Source organism: Polyangiaceae bacterium, assembly GCA_016715885.1.
Lineage (GTDB): Bacteria > Myxococcota_A > Polyangia > Polyangiales > Polyangiaceae > Polyangium.
The window spans coordinates 1,300,947-1,318,269 of sequence record JADJXL010000020.1; the positions used below are offsets into that span (position 1 = coordinate 1,300,947).

The window sequence follows — 17,323 nt, forward strand, 5'->3', positions numbered from 1 at the left end:
CCTCAAAAGAAGCTAAACACAAAATCCTCGAAAAACATCACCCGCACCCGAGGTTCGCTCTCCGCTGCCGTTTGGCTCACCGATACCACCATGTTTCGCGACATCATCTTTGGCGGCCGCGTTTTCGCCACCCCAATCCAACGGCGTTTCTGATCATCGTCCAGCCGAAACGTGGCCAGGTTGCTTCGCCCCGGTCCATACGGCAATCGATACAGCGAATACGACCAGTGTCGCGAAAAACGACTCGGAAAAAAACCACCTTGATGCTTGGCGTCCGGCGACTCGAACCCCTCGATCACCTCCGGCAACAAGAAGTTCACCCACGTCGTCGTCGCGTCCTTGTCCTTCGTCGTCACGCGATACGCATGCACCACCTTGTCGGCCACGTTCATCGCTTCGACGTGCTGGTAATACGTCGCTTTGATCGCTGGTGATCCCAATACCTTGCCTTTGACGATATCAATCAAAAGCTTGTCCCCTTCCCCCTGCTTGATCGAAACGTACTCGACTTTCCCCGTAATCTCCGCGTCGTTGCTATACGGCCCCTTTTCGGGGGTATTGTGTATTTCGCCCCATCCGAGGCCCCGCAATTCTTCCTCGTCGAAACAAGGCGTAGGCCATTCCGAATTCCACGCAAGCTCGCCCATCGGCCCAGGGGGCAACATCCGTATTTGCGTCGGTGGCGACGACCATGGGAAATGGCTGACCTTGCTCGTTGATCAGCCGCACCGGCGGCGCTCCCTCAATCGGAGGCTCCCCTTCCGCCGCTTCCTTTAGCATTGCCTCCGGCAAATCCGCAGCGCGCACATCGATGATCCGAACGGCCACGCGCGGTCGCACCGCCTTGTCGATATCGGCTTGACGCGAACAACACGTTTGATCGAATGCGCAGCACGCAGGACCAACCGCTTTCTTCTCTTTCGCAGGCTTTTCCTTGGGCTCGGGTGCTACCGGCGGCACCTCCCATCCCGGTGGCGGCGATATCGCTTCCTCGGCACCTGCGCTACGCGCTGCCAGAACGAGCGCCCCCATTGCAAAGATTGAAGCGACGATCCTCATAACGTCTCCAAGTATGCAATGAGCGCGGTTTTGTCGGCCGGTGAAATGACACCGCTGAACATGCGCTGGTTTTTCTCCGAAAGCAGCGCCTCCAGCGTTTCATAACGCCCGTCGTGAAAATACGGCGCACTCCCGCGAATTCCCACGAGCGACGGCGTATCGAAAAATGTGCTGCGCTCTCCCTTCACACCACTTCCAACATCGTGCGCAATTCGATCCGTGCCGCCCCCTTTGTGACACGTGTCGCACGAATACGATGCGTACACCTCTTTACCTCGTTTGACGAGCTCTTCATCGGCCGCCTTCGCCATCGGCGGCGCCGGAATCGATGCAACGAACGCAAGCAATGCATCGAAATCCGCAGCCGACGGCGGATCGCTCAACCCCGTTCCTCCCAGCCGCTGCAGCGTATCTTTTACATGTTGCCGCACGTCCTTGTGCTCGCCGAACCACCCATACGGTGCCGTTCCTTCAATGCGCCCGGCAAGCATCATCGTTTGTCGCTTCCCGTCGGGGCTCGTCCATACCAGCCCATCGTCACGCCCGTCGGGATGGCAATTCGCGCACGCCCGCGCCTGTGCAAGACGCGCGTCACGCGACGTGTGAAATAATCGCCGACCCCGATCCACCTTCGCATCCCGCTTTTCCCCCGCACGTTGCCACAACACCAGCGACTCGACCTTCTTCGCCTCGCGATCAATGCGCGATACCGCTCTGTCGAACTCCGACCACACCACGACGGTTTTGCCATTTTCATCCATCACGAGCCCACCTGGACCACCGGGCACGACGAATCGATGTTTTTCGGCAACCGTCGGATCGCCCACCCACGGGTCGTATTCGACCACCGCATCGATATCCATGCACGCAACGAACAGACTCTTGTCATCCGCCGCCGCGCTTCGCGGAAGCATGCAATCCTGCGCGCTCGGCCCGTGAAACATCCCGTCCACGTGATTCGTAATCGATTTTTTTGCAATCGGATCCACCACGCTCACAATTTGCGCAACGGCCCGCGGTCCCGTTCCGGTCCCTCCATAACCACCCGTCGTCACGGAAGCTTCGGCTCCCGGATCGACGCTCGTATGCGGCACGAAAATCCGCAATGCATCGCGCAAGCCGTCTTTGCGCAGCCCATCCACCCGCGCCAGCGCATACCCTTGCGTTGCTTTGCGTGGATTCTTGTCGTCGAATCCATTCAAATTCGGCATCACCCGCCTTCCCGCCTGAAGCGACGCCGTCTCCGCTCTGCTCGACGCATTCTCCAAATCTACCGCAGACACGATTCCCCCGACCGCATGCGTCACGAACGCCGTTTTGCCCTGGTTCACCACCATCACCGCACGAGGCTCGCGCGAAAGCGCAACCACGCGCACGACCCCCAAGTCCCCCGAATTCAGCACCGTCAGCGCCGCGCCAAACCCGCTCGATACCAAAAGCTTGTCCCCCGTTTCCGCCAATGCCCACGGCTCCACCGCCGAAACACGCACCTTGCAGCGTTCTTCCAGCGGCTTCTGCATTGCATCGTCCGCCGCTTCCAAAAGCAACACATCCCCCGTATCGCGCAGCGCCACCGCAATTCGACCATCCGCGAGCACCCGCACGTGCCCTGGACGCCCACCCAGCGGCGTCACCGCAATCTGCCGCATCGATTCCACATCCACCGTGTGAATCGCTCGTTCATCGTGATCGGCCACCAGCGCCAACAAATGCCCCCGCTCGCACGATGTCCACCGATGCACTCGCGGCCCCTGCATCCGCCGCGCGAGCTATACGTTTGGGCGACTTTGCAGCGCATCGAGGCGGCGTCACGGGCTTTGCCGAAGCTTGCGCCGCAATCGTAACCGATGCCGCCGGCGATGTGCTCGTCGAGCTCGTCGTATTGCACGCAACCAGCAATGTCGCCGATGTGACCGTGAGCGCGGCAAGCGAGATGAAAAGTGAATGCTTTCGAGATTGCATGTGTGTGATGGAGGCTGAGGATCGTCGCTCCAACGCCTTGTGGCTCGGGGCGATTCCTGCGTCAACACATCTTCCGCGATTCCATCGCGCGCATCCCAAGCTGTACGCGCCGAGCGGGTTATGGTAAGCACGATCCATGCGACGAACTTCCCTGCCCTGGCCCAGCGCAAACGCCACGTACAAAGCCGCCGTCGCCTCCGCCATGCTCGCGACGTCATGCACATCCACACCCGCACCCGTCGTTGCCGATCCAGGCCCGCCCGTGCCTGTCGTCGAGCATGTTCAAGTGCAAGAAATCCTCACGCCGCTCCCGCTCCGAGTTCGTTTGCCGGCTCGATATGGTGCCCAGCATGTCCTCGTATTCGTACTCATGTGGGGCACGCACGAATGGAAAGTCATGGAACTCGACCGCGAAGGCCAAGCGTGGAGCGGCGAAGTATCTTGTCGCGAAGTCAGTACCGTCACGGGAGATACGCGATATTTCTTCTTGGCCCTCGATTCAGCGGGACAACCCGTCGTCAGCAGTGGTTCTTCGGAATGGCCGCATGTCGCGACCATCGTGCGCAATCTCCCTGGCGGAGCCCAATCATTGCCGGGCGAATTCCGACCATTGCGATGCCATGATCCTGCCGACTGCCCGCCCGATTTCCCAGGCTGTCCTGCATATGCCGTTGCGCGTCCTGCCTGCACCAGTCATTCGCAATGTTCGAGCGGCGCGTGTGAATGGGACGGCTATTGCGCTCCCATGCCGAAAGACACAGGCATTCAGACCGTGCAGCTCGGATCGGACGACGAGCGTCTCGCGGCTGCCGTGCGCGACGTGACGCGTCGTTATCAAGCTGCGGCGGCGTCGTCGCGGCGATTCTTTTAGGACGCACGAGCCGCGAATCATCTCATGCGCAAAACACGCCGCATCGTCGTCATTGCATGCACGAGCCTCGTTGCTCTCGGCAGCGCCGGTTTTGGCCTTCTCTATTGGAGGATCTCGAACCCCGTAAACGAGCGCCTCCCTTTGCCCCCGGAGCTCGTCTCGCTCGAATCCGACGAAGGCAAGACGCTGCTCGCGGAAAGCGACGCAAAAGCCGACACCGACGCGCTCCAAGCCCATTTCGAGACGCAGCAAAAAGCGAGCTGGTGCGGAGTTGCCAGTGCGGTAACCGTCCTCAATTCGTTTTTGCCACCATTGCAACTGACGCAGGAGAGCTTTTTCAACGATTGCACCGCCGAGGTGAGGTCGTCGTTTCGCGTCACCTTCGGCGGAATGCCGCTCGGATCGCTCGGACGGCTGATGGCATGTCATGGTGCGGATGCGAAAGTGCACCTTGCCGAAACCTCGTCACTCGAAGAATTCCGAAAGCTTGCAGTGGACAATTTGCGCAGGCCCGGCGATTTCCTCATCGTGAATTACCAGCGCTCCGAGGTCGGCCAAGCGCCCTTGGGACACATCTCGCCGGTATCTGCTTATCACTCGGGAAGTGATCGATTCTTGGTGCTCGATGTGGCGAGCTACAAATACCCGCCGGTCTGGGTGAAAGCCGAGAAACTCTGGAATGCCATGAAGACGCCCGATTCTGAATCCGGACATTCACGTGGCTTTCTTTTCGTGCGTCCAGCGGTCAATGGCAATCGCCGACAACCGTGACGCCCGGGCGCATTGCCCACGAATTTCCCGCCTCAACATTGAGCCTCCGCAGGCGACGCGCATTCGGCGCGTGCGAAGTGCACCGATTGCGCCTGCTCGTGCGCCGAACCGGAGCCCGAGGAGCGACTTGCGGCAATTTCAGCGAATTGCCGAAGCAGACGAAGTCTGGCACGGTCGATGCAATCGCCGAAGTCACCGACATACGGAACAAGGAGACTTCTCATGCTGCGCATTCGACACATCCTCATGGCCTTGCCTCTTGCACTCATTTCGGTCGGCTGCACGCCTGCGGGTTGTTCCGGCGGGGATCCCGAGCAAGACAAGCCGGCCGATGAGCAATTCGTCGGCGCGGTCGAGCAAAGTCTCCCCCGTCCCGATCCCAACGCGTCGCAGCTTTATGGTACGTGGAGGGGTCCTCAAGTCCCGGGGCATTTCGACCTTCTCGTTTTGATGACGCATGGTCGATACCATTCGGCGGAGGCCGTCACGTGTGTCAATGCCCCGTGTGACCCCATTGTTCACGAGGGAGCGTTCAAGCTGTATACGCGCGAATCGCGCACCTACTTCGAGCTCGAAAGGACAGGCTCGGTCCCGTTGCGATACGAGTACGCGATATCGGAGAACAAGCTCCGTCTTCGTCCGCTCGTGCAGGGATCGGAATGGTTCGTGCTCGAGGATCCGGGGATTGCCTGGTGCAGCAACGACCGCGAATGCACGGTGCAGGCACTTCCGCCGGGCGTGTGCTCGGGCAAGTACGTATGCGGGCAGAATGCTTGCGCGTGGAAATGCGCGGCATTGGACCACGACACCGCGGCGGTTCCCGACACGGACACCGCGGGCGCTGTCAATGCTGGCGACACGCAGGCCCCGTAATCGGCGAGCGTAGGGAGAAGCAATCATGGTGGCGCAATCCGCACTTGCCGTCGTCGACGGCATTCTCGAAAAAGCGAACAGCTCGGGCGCGCCGCCATGCAATGCCGTACGCATGCAGGCGGCGTGCATACGGGCCCTCATCGACGAAGTGGAATGTCACCCCGCGTCGAGCGGCATTGTCGGGTCCTTGCAGGAGCAGCTCGGCGACGAGGTGAATCGGCTGATGGAGCTGGTGCGAATGAGGTGAGCGTCCACGCGTCGACTCCATTGCACTTCAATCCTCGAGCTCGGGCGGCTTCAAATCCGGATGCTCTCTATAAATCGGCTCCATGATGTCCAGGAGCATCGTCCCCATGATCTGACCCACTGCGGCCCGATATCCCTCGAGCTCGGCCGCGCTGCTTGATTCCATGACCAGCCGCACGGACTCATTCAGCTTTGCCCCGTACTCCAGCATCAGTTGGTTGATCGTTTCGGCAACGTCTCTTTTCATCTCAGCATACATCGTCGCACGCAGTTCCAGAACTTGAAACCGAAATCCGGGGCTCCATGACCGTCAGCCCGACTCTTTGACCATCTCCGTCAGGGTTGGACCTGCCATCGGTTCATAGTCCACGCCTTGCGGAATGAGATCCGGATGCTCGCGGAAAATGGGATCCGTAAGCCGATCCTGCATCTCGGAAAGAACGTACCCAACGCCTCGGCGCACAAGGCGGTCTTCCTCGTCGCCACAGTTTGCATGCGCAATTTGAACGACCTCGCTGAGGAGGTTGACGCAGGTTTGCAATCGAGCGACGATTTGTCGAGCTGTTTCCTCATCCATGCGTTGGCTCTTGATAATTATCTCGTGCACGCATGGGCAGCATGTCACGAATTGATTCCGCAAGCGCACGAATGGTTTCTCCAAGCGAGTCACGGGTGGGCATCTCGACCCCGTACGCTTCAGCCACCGCATCCGCAAGGTTTTGCCATTTCGGGTCGACGGGTTGTCCGAGTTTCCCGGAAAGGTCGACCAGGGCAACGAGCTTCTCCGCTACACCAAGAAAAAGCTGGTCTCGATGGGCAAACGCTTCTTCGAGTGCGGACAGTGCCTCTCGGGGCCGTCCCAGAGCATCGAGCGCTTGCGCCTTTCGTAGCCGTGCTCCTGGCGCTCCCATGCGTTGGCAAACCCAAGCTGCGCCCAAGCAGCACAGGCCTGTTCCGCCTCGGTATATCGCCCCGCATCGAGCAAAGTCATTGCGCGAAAATGAGCCACGCGTCGCGCAAACTGGAGATCATGATCGCAATGACGGTGGGCTTCCATGAAGGCATCCAAGCACGCGAGCGCCTCATCGATTTGCCCGCGTTCCTCCAACTCCATGTTGTGCCGCAAAACGTTCTCCAATTTGTCGCGTGCTTCGAGCCATTCGCGACACCTTGCGCATACAAGTGTGGGACGACCAGCGTACGCAAATGGCTCCGTCGCTTCGTTCTCCTTGCAAGACCAACAAGTACGAGGAGTTTCATGGGAAGACTGCTTCATGTTTCACTCCGAAACTCGAGTCAGTTCGAACTGAGACCGGGCGGACGATAACCGGGCCGGGGACACTTGTAGTCTGGCCAGTGGCCGCCTCTATGTTTGCACTCGTAAAAACATGACTTGCAATCCTTTTCCGTACCGAAATCGCCGATGTTCCAGCTCGGCTGCTTGTTGTCCATGAGGCACTGGTTCAACCAAGGCATGCACAAGTTTTCGATGCGACGCCAGCGCTTGATCGCTTCCGCCGTTTCGTCAACCGTCACCACGGCAACGTACACCGCTATCGTCACCCCAGCAGCCACGATCATGATCGGCCCCAGTGCGGCGAGGCCACCGGCCGCCTGCGCAATCCCCAACGGCTCCTTCGAATGCCGCATCCACTCGCCGCCCGAGAACGGCTCGGACGATCGCAACGGGATCGCCAACGGCGGGATCGACATCTCCACGAGCGCCCGCATCATGCACGATTCCATCGCACCGCTCGACAGCGTCGACTTGCCAAGCCGTACCTTGGAAACGGTGCCCTCGGCGGTCAAGTCGACGGTGAAACGCGTCTCGTGCGAGTATGTCGTCAACTCGCCCGCATGTTGCCGGACGCATTCCTTCAAACTTTCAACCGTGTGTTCAGGAACGGTCGCTTGATCGGGTGCATCGAAGAAGCCGCTCGATGGCCGATGCTCGACATGCGCGCCGCCACAACCGAACGACGTCAGCACGAGTATCGAAGCAATAGCAAACGCGCCTGACAAAGCTCCACGAACCCGCATGACGTCCCTCCGTCACGTCGAGGCAATCACGAGTGCGTCACCATGGGCAACTTTGCGTGACGTGCCCCAGCAGAACCGTGATGCTTCATACTCCCGTCGTGCTGCGGTCGTCAGGCGCGTGCATCTTTTCCCATTTCCGCATGCAGAAATCGTTTCCAACATCGTTTCGTGCACACTTCTGCAAGCCGAAGTCGTCTCCAACCGCCTTCCGCGCCGGTTTCGGCGTGCCGAAGTCGACACCAACTGCCTTCTGCGCCGGTTTCAGCATGCTGAAATCGTCACCCACGCCCTTTCGCACCCGTTTCGGCATGCCGAAGTCGACACCAACCGCCTTCCGCACCCGTTTCGGCATGCCGAAATCAACACCCACGCCCTTCCGCACCCGTTTCGGCATGCCGAAGTCGTCACCAACCGCCTTCCGCACCCGTTTCGGCAAGCCGTCATCACTTTTTGTTGTGTCCATGCACGTCGCCGTCGCAATTTTGTTGCCCAGCACATCGTTCTTCCGATATTATGGCTGTCATGGATAAACCTCACGAAAATGCAGCTACCTCGCAGTACATCCCTCGAGGCGCATTCAGCGTCGCCGCAGTTCGAGCGGACCCCGAAACCACCGGGATGGAGGTTCCATTCGCTGCCGTTCAACAGGAGCTCAAAACGAAGCACCGTGCGAGCGAAGATTTGGAGGAAACGGTCGAGGAGCACGAGGCGGTCATCATCGTGCGCGATCGCGCTGTCGACAAGATCGTGCGCTCCTTCGATTTGCGGCTGCTCGACATGGTCGACAAGAACCGCGACGATCCGCGATATCGACGGTATTTCCCCCAAGGACTGCGAGCGGTCACCGAGGCAGATGCGCGCCAGGCGGAACCGAAGCTCGTACGCGATATCATCAAAACGCTCGACGAGGACAAGGCCAAGCCAGGATTCGATGCGCTGCACGCAGAATTTCACGACAAGCTGCTCGCAAGCGTGCAAGCAGTGGAGGCCGCCGATGCTGCATGCGCGGAAGTGGAAGCGCAACTCGCGTTTTTGCAGGACAAGGTCTTGGCAGAAATAAAGGTCCGGTGGGTCGAAGAGCGAAAGAAGCTCTATGCGGAGCTGTCGAAGAAGTATCCGCACGACCCGTCGCGGGTGGAGTCGTATTTCGCACGCTTTGCAAAGCCGCGCAAAAAGAAGGCGGAGTAGGCAGCCATCACGCCGCCAATACGTCGTTCAGCTCCTTCAAAATGCCCCGCAGATCCTTCCCGAATACCTGCGTCGCCGTGCCCAGTCCGCCCGCTTCGACGAACGGCGTGTAATCGAAAGTGCCTACGAGACTTTTGTTGCTCGTCTTTTTCTTGCCAGGTTTCTCCGTTTTCCGGTAGTGTCGCGCGTACCGGGGAGAACGACATGAAGCTTGAATCGTGGTGGATGTGCAGCAGCATCGCGCTCGTCGCGACGCTCGCGGTCGCCGATGCGCATGCGCAAAAACCCAAAGACGGCGCCGCAGCAACCTCGTGCGAAGCCATCCTGCAAGCCGGCGACGCGCCTCGAACCGTGCTCGTCGCGCGCGCGGCGACTTGCTACCTCGATACCGGGAAAAATGTGCAGGCCGTAAAGCTCCTTCAAGCGCAGCTCGACCAAATGGAGCAAGAAGGGGCGCAAGGAGGTCGCGGAGCGCTCGAAGAACGACTTCAAACAGCGCTGGCGAAGGTCGCTATACTGGATATCAAAACCGAAGCGGGCGCGGAGATCAGCGTCAATGGGCTCGTCATCGGAAAGTATCCCGCCGTCAATCCAGTGTTCGTCGAGCCTGGCAATCACCTCGTCGAAGCGCGCCTCGGCAAAGCCGAAGCAATGACGAGCATTCACGCCGCGGCAGCAAACCAATCGACGGTCGAATTGAAGCTGGAAACTCCGGCCGCTACGACCCCGCCACCGAACGAACCATCGAAAACGACGAAATGGCCCGGATGGCGCATTGCGATGACGATTGCAGGCGGAGTCGTAGGCATCGGCGGCCTGGGCATGGGCATTGGTTCGGCCGCATCGGCGAGCGGCACGGAAGACGAACGCGCGAAGATCGTGGCGGCTTTTCCAATGGGATCGTCTCAATGCGCCGTGACGCCGGACATTGGCGATTGCAAACGTATCGCGACGCTGGTGCAAGATCGCGACGATGCCTGGCGCCTAACGCAAGTGGGATTCATCGCGGGAGCCGTTGGCATGGGCGTAGCCATTACGGCGCTGGTGTTGCCCGTCCGAACGGATGCTGCAAAGAAAAAAGACACGACGGTAACGTTTTTGCCCCTTGCCGGGGGCGCCGCGTTGACAATGCGGGGGAGTTTTTGAATGATTTACGCGAGGTACGTCATGCGGCCATTTCAATCATGGTTCGTCCTGGGATGGTTGGGCTTTTCGAGTCTCCTTGGATGCGTCTCCGATCCAACGTGCGAAGACTTGGCAAACTGCGCACCTTCAGGAGCGTCGGGGACGATGAGCAGCGGATCGGGGAGCTCGTCGGGCATGCCAGGCGCCGAAGATTGTACGAATGGTGCCGACGACGACGGCGATGGGCAAACGGATTGCGCCGATACGGATTGCTCGAGCAAATACACGTGCATCCCCGAAGTCCCGGCTGGATTCAATGGCATCGTCACGATCGCGGTCACTCCATTTGGCGATAATGCGCCACCCTGTGCAGGAGGTGCAACACCAACCTCCTATTATCAAAACCCGGCGATGGATTCGTGCGATGCATGCACGTGCGACGTGTCGGGGGTTCAATGCAGCCCGGCGCAGCTCGCGACGAGTTTTGGTTTCGACATGACGTGCAACAATCCGCAACCGGTGGGTCCGATTGCGCCCAATCAATGCCAGCAGGTCTTCGGTTCTTCAGCGATGGTGCAAAACGCGCCGACCGTCATCGGATCGTGCACGGCGAACATGGGCAGTCCGACCATGAAGCCGCCAATGGAGACGACAATCACGGCGTGCTCGATTGGAATGGCGACGGGCGGCGGTTGCGACGCATCCGGGACGTGCGTTGCGAGCGACAATGTGGCGAATGCCGAGCATGTATGCGTGTATCGCGCGGGGCATGAAGCGTGTCCGGGCGATTGGCCGCTGGCTCTTTATGCATTCGAATCGTATGTGGACGATAGAACGGGCTGCACGCCATGCGGATGCACGACGGCGTGCGAGGGCGGGACGTATTCGATTTTCCCGAACGATCCGACATGCGCCGGAACGGGTATTCCGGTGGAACCGGTGGGTGCTTGTGTCATGGGAAGTGGGTTTCAAACGGGCGTGTCGATGACGGCGCTGATGGCGACGTGCGCGGTCACGGGAGGCGCGATGATGGGGAGCGTGACGCCGATGAACGAAACGACGTTTTGTTGTTATTGAGCAAGATGCGTGGCGCGTGAAAAACGCGCGCTATGCGTCCTGGGTTGCCTCGAGCTGACGGCACAAGGTGTCGAGGCGTTCGGGTGAGACGCCGGCTGCTTGCGCGACGAGCTCGATTTTTTCGCGTTCGACGGGTGAGAGTCCATCGCTTGCCATGGCCACGAGGAGCCCGACGCGGAGCCCCTCGTCGACACATCCCTGCGCCGCGAAAGTTTCGCCGAGCAACCTGGCGCGCGTGGATGCACCGGCGGCGTCGATCTGCTGGCGACTGGCCAGCACGAGATGCCGTACGAACGTGGGCGCGAGATGCGTTTTGGTCGCCGCTTCGAGCGATGTGGAGAGGGCGGCCATTTCGGCAGGATCGATGCGCCCGTCGGCAGCAGCGACGAGGACGGCGAGATCGATGGCAGCAGCGACGCCCGCCTCGCTCGATTGGAAACGATTGCAGAGCGCTTCGACGGCCGGCTGAAGAAGAGCGTTCGAGTTCATCTGGTACACCTTGACGAACTCCCCTACTCCAGGTTCGCGCAGTCGACAAGTGCGTGTAACGATCAAAAAATCATCGCGCACGTGGGCCAAGGCGCCAAGACGTTTACTGGGGCCTTCCAGCGGGCCCCATACCCAACGGATCGTTTCGATTGGATGCACGTCAGAAGGTAGCATGGACCTCTTTGAGAACGTGTAATCCGTGCCATAGGATCCGAGCCACGTGACCATGATCGACTCCCCTGCCGCTGCCTGTGCGCTCGCCGTGTTCGCGACATGTTTCGGTGCGGCATGCGAATCCCGTCGCGTCGAGCAGCCTGCGCCGATCGCACGTCCTTCGTCACTGCCGGCGGCATCCGCATCCGTTGCACCACCGCCCACGGCATCCGCGATTGCCCCACCACCGTCTCCGCGAGCGCTGGAAGCTACCGCAGCCATCGTGGAGCTTTCCGTACCGGGTCATCCAAGCGCCGTGGTATCGCTGCCGCTCGGAACGACGTCGCGCCGGCCGATTGTCGTGGCGACGCACGGCAATTACGACCGCGCCGAATGGCAATGCGGCGTTTGGCGGGACATCGTGGGCAATCACGCGTTCGTATTGTGCCCTCGAGGTATCGCGCGGCCGGATTCTCCAGCGCCCGACGACGTGCGGTTTACGTACGAAAACAATGTCGTGCTCGAACGTGAGCTCGAAGCGGGCCTCGAAGCATTGGCGAAAGCGTATCCCGATTACGTGGACCCAGGACCCATCGTGTATACGGGGTTTTCGCTCGGGGCCATTCAAGGCGTGACGATGGCAGGGCGAAAACCGGAGCGAGCTCGAAGGCTGGTGCTGATCGAGGGAGGTCACGCGTCGTGGAAACCGGAGGTCGTAAAAGCGTTTGCGGGGGCAGCGGGTGGAGCGCATGTCCTTTTCGTTTGTTCGCAACCACATTGCGAAAAAGACGCTCGATGGGCAATGACGCGATTGCGGGATGCTGGTGTGCGGACGAAGATCGTCAAAACCGCGAATGTGGGCCATCGTTATGACGGCCCTGTCGCAGATGCGACGCGCGATGCATTCCCGTGGGTATTGGAAGGTGATTCGAGGTTCGAGGATCTCGTGGCGAAGAAGCCTTGACGAAACGCGTCGATGACGGCGTCACTTTTTCTCGGGCGGCGGTGCTTCTGCTGCTGGAGGTTTTCGCGGGGGCCTGGTTCGCTTTGGTAATCGTCGCTCTTCGGGTGCAAGGTTCGCGTCGCGCACGCGCTGCATGAGCGTGCGAAAGACGCGCGACAAGCCGGCTTCGATTTCGGGAGATTCGCCGCACGTCGTGAGCGCTGCGGCGACGGATTCGAGCGTCGAGACGTACTCGCGCCGCGGTTCCGCGCGAAGCCTGCCGTAGATCGATGGGTTCTTCGGCGTGAGGCTCATCCGATTGAGCTTGTTGAGCCATGGATTGCGCCACCAAAGCGATTTGGCTCTCGACCAGGTGCCGTCGAGCACGATGATGCCTTCGAGGTTCTTGGGGTCGAGCGGTGTTCCGCGACGCGATGTGAGCTGATTGCCTTCGGCCTCGCGATCGGGGAAAAGGACGGCCCACTTTCGAGCGTCGACGTCTTCTTCACCGAGCGCATGCCCCAAATTGCGCCAGCTCAAGCCAATGACGAGCTTGGCTTTCGGCAAGCTCGCAACGAGGATTTGGGCCGAGCCCAAGAGGGCGTCTTGCTCTTGCGGATGTTGCAAGATGAGGACTCGGCGCTCCGTCGGGAAGGAGACGATACGATCGCACACGCACGCGACACGAGGTCGTCGGCAAACGTCACAGGCAGGTTGTTCCACGGCGGCGCGACCTTAGCACGAGTCAGCGAGGGATGGCTTCGCACTGCGTCACTTTTGGAACGAAAACGGAAAGCACTTCGCCACAGCGGCAAGGCAGGTACACGCTGCCCACGAACGCGCTGAGGTTGCGCCCGGTTTCGAGCTCCTCGCCATCGGGGAGCTTCACGACGAACGAGCGCTGGCGAAAGGTGACTTCGAGCCCGTCGTGCGTGTGCGTGCCCTTGAAGGATTTGTGGTCGAAGGCGCCGAGCACCGTGAAGAGGCCGTCCTCGCGCAGCTTTTTTCGCGAGGGTGAACGAAAACCGCGCGACACTTGCAGGATGGGGTCGAGCTGCGGGACGTCACCTTCGAGCGGCAGGGTTTCGATGCGCGTGAGGTCGGGATTGCTGAAATAATGAATACCCGGCCGATCGTAGAGCCTGAAGAAATAAGGAATGTCGCCGCGCTCGAGCTGTTCGGTTTCGGCATCGAGCAGCGGGGGCCAGAGCGACTTGGAATCTGCTTGCACGTATTCATCGGTTCCGCGTAGGCACACGCGGATCGGGGCGTCGCGAAACTGGGGCAAGGTATCGAAGATGTTTGCGATTTCGCGGGCGTGGCGGTCGAAGAAGGCGAGCGACCTGCCATAGGTGCTGGCCATCGCGACCAGATCGCCTGGATCCACGGGCTTTCCAAGGTACGGGAGTACGCGCCGAACGCCGGCTGCGTGACGGCAAATGGCGGCAACTTCCGGATCGGCATCCGGCAAGAGTTTCGTTTCGGTGGGCAGTGACAAGTCCGCCAAAATCATTTCGATGTCGAGCGGCGCGAACACGATTTGGCCGCGACCATCGATACCGATGACGATGTTTTCCCAATGCAAATCGGCCACGCCGAGCCAGCTCCACAAGGCGAGCGATCGACCTACGATGCATGCGAGCTCGCGTCGTCGCTCGATCGAAAGCGCAGGCAGCGGCTCGAGATGGATACGCTCGACTTCGCCGCCATTGCGCACGTGAGCGGAACGAAATTCGAGATTGGGAAGGAAGTCGAACGCATTCGGGCCGAGCCCGTCTCGCGCGGCAGCGTCCGCGAGAAACGTTCGCAAGGGGCTATTGGCTGCGAGCAGCAGCGATTCCCAGAGCAGCGTGCGTGGTTTCACGACGAAGCCTTCGCGCGCCGTGACGCGACGACCGAAGTTGTGCGAGTCGCCGAGGTGATTGCCCATCGGGGCGACTATATACGAGGCGAACGACATGCGCGCGAGGAAAAAGTGGGGCAAGCGGTGCGCAAGGTCGCGAAGAAAGTGCGGCGGAGGCGCCAAAAACGTGGCCCATTGAGCTTGGCTCGATAAGCTGCGCGGCGTGTCCAGTCATCCGCACGCAAAACGAGCTCAACAAACGCCCCTTGTCGCCGTTGCTCTGCTGTTCGTCGCATCCGGCGCGGCGGGACTCGTCGACCAAGTCTGCTTTTCCAAATACTTGACTGAAGTCGTCGGGGCGACGGCGCAAGCCGTGAGTGCCGTGCTCGCGGCGTTCATGACGGGCCTTGCGCTCGGTGCGCACTTGGGCGGTCGTTTTTCCAAACGCGCGCAGTCGCCGCTTCGAGCGTACGGGGTCATCGAAATCGTCGTGGCGATTGCCGTCGCGCTTTCACCTGTGGGTTTTGCGCTGATCGAGCCTGCTTACGTGGCGCTCGCGCGGCTGGTTCCAGGGTCGATCGTGCTTTCGAGCATATTGCGCTGGGCCATTGCAATGCTCGTGGTCATCGTGCCGACGACGGCGATGGGAGCAACGCTGCCGCTTTTGGCGAGGCTCGTGGAAGAGCGGCAGGATGCGCGAAGTCGGCGGCGAGCGCTGGGGATTCTATATGCGGCAAATACGCTCGGCGGCGCAATGGGCGCGCTGGGCTCGGCGTACGTCGTGCTTCCTGCGCTCGGTTTGCGAACGACGACGCTCGCGGCGGCATTGACGAGCGGCGTCGTGGGTATCGTGGCCATCCTCTTGGGCCGGCGTGGGTCGCACGATATCCAAAACAAACCACTCGGCGAAACGGAAAACGACGGTGAATTGCGCACCGCCGACGACGCGCAGCAGCCTGCGTGGGCGCTGGATGTCGTCGCATTCGCGTCGGGTGCGCTGGTGCTCGCGTGCGAGGTGCTCTTTACGCATTTGCTCGTGCTGGTGGTGGGAACGAGCGCTTATGCATTTGGGCTCATCGTATTCATTTTCCTCGTGTGCCTCTTTTTCGGCGCTTCGCTGGCTCCCGTGGTCGAACGATTTTTCCGCGGTGGAGCTTTGGCGCTGGGACTTGCCGCAGCGTCTTTCGCATTGTTTGCGACGTTGCCGGTATGGGACATGCTGCCTGGTTTTTTTCGAGGAATGGGGTCGAAGGCGGCCACGTTCGAGGCGCGTGAATTCGTTCGAGCGACGGCGGCCTTCGTGGCGCTCGTGGGTCCGACGACGCTCATGGGATTGTCCTTTCCGCTTTTGCTTCAACGCATTGCTGCGCGGCGAGACGCGGGCGTTCGCGTTGGGCGCGCGACGGCGATCAATACCGTCGGATCGGTGTTCGGATCGCTGGTCGCGGGGTACGTATTGCTACCGGCATTTGGATCGCAACGTGCGCTCTTGGCGGTGGCGTTTGCATTCGGTCTCGTCGCGGTCGTGGTGGCTTTGACGACGTCGACGCGGAGCTTGGGACAAACGATTTCGCGCGGAATTGCGGTTGGATTGGCTGGGATTGGCATCGCCTTTGGCTTGCGCGCCCCTGCGTGGAACCTTGGCGAGCTCACGGGTGGTTACCACGTGTATTTCGATTATGGTCGCCAGGCGGAAAATATCGTGTACGTCGAGGAAGAGGTGCAAGGCGGCGTTACGACGGTCGAGGAAAAGAATGGCGTGCACACGCTGCTCACGAATGGCAAGTTTCAAGGCAACGACGGAGACGAAGTGCATGCGCAGCGATTTTTCGCGCATTACCCGGTGATGTTCACACCTCGCCTCGGCCGGGCGCTCGTGATTGGCCTCGGCACGGGCACGACGCTGGGCACGATTGCGGCTTATCCATTCGAGCATATCGATGTCGCAGAAATATCGCCTGCGATCGTGAAGGCAGCGCGCAAATACTTTGGTCCTATCGGCGCAAGCGCGCTCGATGATGGTCGCGTATCGCTTCACATTGCAGACGGGCGCAATCACCTATTGCTGTCGGAGAACAAGTACGATCTCGTCGGGATCGAGCTGACGAGCGTATGGTTTGCCGGCGCTTCGAGCCTTTACAGTCGTGAATTTTATCAATTGGTAAAGTCGCGTCTGGCGGATGATGGAATCTTGCAGCAATGGATTCAGCTTCATCACATTTATGCGAAGGACTTGGCGACGGTGCTTCGGACGTTACGTTTGGAGTTTGCGCACGTGGTGCTCTTTTATGGTGGTGGACAGGGAATTTTGGTGGCATCGAATGCGCCGCTCGTGGGGTCGCGCTCGCGGCTCGACCAGTTGCAGGCACAAATGAAGGATTCTGCGCGGCCCGGGCGGCGCTTGGCGACGCTTCATGGCGATGTGCTCGTCACGCGGGAAGGAATCGACGCATTCATCGCGGACGCGGCGCGTGAGGCTGGCGTTCCCCAGGAATCGCTCATCGCAACGGATGACAACTTGGTGCTCGAGTATTCGACGCCGCGGGGCAACGTGCTTTCATGGATGAGTCGGGAAGAGATGGTCGCGCGCCTGGTAAAATATCGGGACTCGAAGGCGATTGCGGCGCTCATGGGGCCGTAATTTTTCTTGATGCGAAGCCCTCCCAGTTTTTGTTAAGCTCGT

Annotated in this window: 22 protein-coding genes; 11 read left to right on the forward strand and 11 right to left on the reverse strand. The window is 60.2% G+C overall.

What is annotated here, in order from left to right:
* Nucleotides 1–2 precede the first annotated feature (2 nt).
* The 3 genes from IPM54_30655 to IPM54_30665 are packed head-to-tail and all read right to left on the reverse strand — an operon-like array spanning nucleotide 3 to nucleotide 2,756.
* Nucleotides 3–590 carry a hypothetical protein gene (locus IPM54_30655; protein ID MBK9264148.1) on the reverse strand — a complete coding sequence of 196 codons (588 nt, stop codon included), beginning with the start codon at nucleotides 588–590 and terminating at the stop codon, nucleotides 3–5.
* Nucleotides 535–1,059 (reverse strand): hypothetical protein, encoded by a 525-nt coding sequence (locus IPM54_30660; protein ID MBK9264149.1) that lies wholly within the window; start codon nucleotides 1,057–1,059, stop codon nucleotides 535–537. Before IPM54_30660 ends, IPM54_30655 begins: the two co-directional genes overlap by 56 nt.
* Nucleotides 1,056–2,756, reverse strand: coding sequence for a c-type cytochrome (locus IPM54_30665; GenBank protein ID MBK9264150.1), 1,701 nt, complete (start codon nucleotides 2,754–2,756; stop codon nucleotides 1,056–1,058). The genes IPM54_30660 and IPM54_30665 overlap by 4 nt, the downstream gene beginning before the upstream one ends.
* 29 nt (nucleotides 2,757–2,785) lie before the next feature.
* On the opposite strand from IPM54_30665, the gene IPM54_30670 reads away from it, so the two are divergent.
* The 3 genes from IPM54_30670 to IPM54_30680 are packed head-to-tail and all read left to right on the forward strand — an operon-like array spanning nucleotide 2,786 to nucleotide 4,663.
* Nucleotides 2,786–3,148, forward strand: a complete 363-nt coding sequence (locus tag IPM54_30670) for a hypothetical protein (protein MBK9264151.1) — start codon at nucleotides 2,786–2,788, stop codon at nucleotides 3,146–3,148.
* A gap of 9 nt (nucleotides 3,149–3,157) precedes the next feature.
* Nucleotides 3,158–3,892, forward strand: coding sequence for a hypothetical protein (locus IPM54_30675; protein ID MBK9264152.1), 735 nt, complete (start codon nucleotides 3,158–3,160; stop codon nucleotides 3,890–3,892).
* Nucleotides 3,893–3,916: 24 nt separating this feature from the next.
* Nucleotides 3,917–4,663: a phytochelatin synthase family protein gene (locus IPM54_30680; GenBank protein ID MBK9264153.1), complete on the forward strand. Its 747-nt coding sequence runs from the start codon at nucleotides 3,917–3,919 to the stop codon at nucleotides 4,661–4,663.
* 32 nt (nucleotides 4,664–4,695) lie between these two features.
* On the opposite strand, the gene IPM54_30685 is transcribed toward IPM54_30680, so the two are convergent.
* Nucleotides 4,696–4,887, reverse strand: coding sequence for a hypothetical protein (locus IPM54_30685; GenBank protein MBK9264154.1), 192 nt, complete (start codon nucleotides 4,885–4,887; stop codon nucleotides 4,696–4,698).
* On the opposite strand from IPM54_30685, the gene IPM54_30690 reads away from it, so the two are divergent.
* Both IPM54_30690 and IPM54_30695 read left to right on the forward strand, forming a co-directional pair.
* The gene (locus tag IPM54_30690; GenBank protein MBK9264155.1) at nucleotides 4,886–5,536 is read left to right on the forward strand and encodes a hypothetical protein; all 651 of its coding nucleotides are present in this window, start codon (nucleotides 4,886–4,888) and stop codon (nucleotides 5,534–5,536) included. The genes IPM54_30685 and IPM54_30690 overlap by 2 nt on opposite strands.
* Nucleotides 5,537–5,561: 25 nt before the next feature.
* The gene (locus IPM54_30695) at nucleotides 5,562–5,783 is read left to right on the forward strand and encodes a hypothetical protein (protein ID MBK9264156.1); all 222 of its coding nucleotides are present in this window, start codon (nucleotides 5,562–5,564) and stop codon (nucleotides 5,781–5,783) included.
* 27 nt (nucleotides 5,784–5,810) lie between these two features.
* On the opposite strand, the gene IPM54_30700 is transcribed toward IPM54_30695, so the two are convergent.
* The 4 genes from IPM54_30700 to IPM54_30715 form a co-directional block, all read right to left on the reverse strand.
* Nucleotides 5,811–6,041 carry a hypothetical protein gene (locus IPM54_30700; protein ID MBK9264157.1) on the reverse strand — a complete coding sequence of 77 codons (231 nt, stop codon included), beginning with the start codon at nucleotides 6,039–6,041 and terminating at the stop codon, nucleotides 5,811–5,813.
* Nucleotides 6,042–6,092: 51 nt separating this feature from the next.
* Nucleotides 6,093–6,359 carry a hypothetical protein gene (locus IPM54_30705; GenBank protein ID MBK9264158.1) on the reverse strand — a complete coding sequence of 89 codons (267 nt, stop codon included), beginning with the start codon at nucleotides 6,357–6,359 and terminating at the stop codon, nucleotides 6,093–6,095.
* Nucleotides 6,352–6,720, reverse strand: coding sequence for a hypothetical protein (locus IPM54_30710; protein MBK9264159.1), 369 nt, complete (start codon nucleotides 6,718–6,720; stop codon nucleotides 6,352–6,354). The genes IPM54_30705 and IPM54_30710 overlap by 8 nt, the downstream gene beginning before the upstream one ends.
* 358 nt (nucleotides 6,721–7,078) lie before the next feature.
* Entirely contained in the window at nucleotides 7,079–7,822 is a 744-nt protein-coding gene (locus IPM54_30715; GenBank protein MBK9264160.1) for a hypothetical protein, read from the reverse strand.
* 77 nt (nucleotides 7,823–7,899) lie between these two features.
* Here IPM54_30715 and IPM54_30720 point away from each other — a divergent pair, with 77 nt between their 5' ends.
* From IPM54_30720 to IPM54_30735, 4 genes are all read left to right on the forward strand, one after another.
* Entirely contained in the window at nucleotides 7,900–8,352 is a 453-nt protein-coding gene (locus IPM54_30720) for a hypothetical protein (protein MBK9264161.1), read from the forward strand.
* Complete coding sequence (locus IPM54_30725; protein ID MBK9264162.1) at nucleotides 8,345–9,010, forward strand: hypothetical protein; 666 nt, start codon at nucleotides 8,345–8,347, stop codon at nucleotides 9,008–9,010. The genes IPM54_30720 and IPM54_30725 overlap by 8 nt, the downstream gene beginning before the upstream one ends.
* Nucleotides 9,011–9,214: 204 nt before the next feature.
* Entirely contained in the window at nucleotides 9,215–10,156 is a 942-nt protein-coding gene (locus IPM54_30730) for a hypothetical protein (protein MBK9264163.1), read from the forward strand.
* Complete coding sequence (locus IPM54_30735) at nucleotides 10,157–11,212, forward strand: hypothetical protein (protein ID MBK9264164.1); 1,056 nt, start codon at nucleotides 10,157–10,159, stop codon at nucleotides 11,210–11,212. It abuts the gene before it with no gap.
* Nucleotides 11,213–11,242: 30 nt separating this feature from the next.
* Here the strand turns inward: IPM54_30735 and IPM54_30740 are convergent, their stop codons facing one another.
* Complete coding sequence (locus tag IPM54_30740; protein ID MBK9264165.1) at nucleotides 11,243–11,701, reverse strand: TerB family tellurite resistance protein; 459 nt, start codon at nucleotides 11,699–11,701, stop codon at nucleotides 11,243–11,245.
* A gap of 226 nt (nucleotides 11,702–11,927) precedes the next feature.
* Between IPM54_30740 and IPM54_30745 the strand changes: the two genes are divergently transcribed.
* Complete coding sequence (locus tag IPM54_30745) at nucleotides 11,928–12,818, forward strand: hypothetical protein (protein MBK9264166.1); 891 nt, start codon at nucleotides 11,928–11,930, stop codon at nucleotides 12,816–12,818.
* A 21-nt stretch (nucleotides 12,819–12,839) separates the two neighbouring features.
* Here the strand turns inward: IPM54_30745 and IPM54_30750 are convergent, their stop codons facing one another.
* Together IPM54_30750 and IPM54_30755 are read right to left on the reverse strand one after the other, a co-directional pair.
* Nucleotides 12,840–13,520: a DTW domain-containing protein gene (locus IPM54_30750; GenBank protein ID MBK9264167.1), complete on the reverse strand. Its 681-nt coding sequence runs from the start codon at nucleotides 13,518–13,520 to the stop codon at nucleotides 12,840–12,842.
* Between the two features lie 22 nt (nucleotides 13,521–13,542).
* On the reverse strand, nucleotides 13,543–14,727 hold the full coding sequence (locus IPM54_30755; protein MBK9264168.1) for a hypothetical protein: 1,185 nt from the start codon (nucleotides 14,725–14,727) through the stop codon (nucleotides 13,543–13,545).
* Between the two features lie 136 nt (nucleotides 14,728–14,863).
* On the opposite strand from IPM54_30755, the gene IPM54_30760 reads away from it, so the two are divergent.
* The gene (locus IPM54_30760) at nucleotides 14,864–17,281 is read left to right on the forward strand and encodes a fused MFS/spermidine synthase (protein MBK9264169.1); all 2,418 of its coding nucleotides are present in this window, start codon (nucleotides 14,864–14,866) and stop codon (nucleotides 17,279–17,281) included.
* The last annotated feature ends 42 nt before the right edge of the window (nucleotides 17,282–17,323 follow it).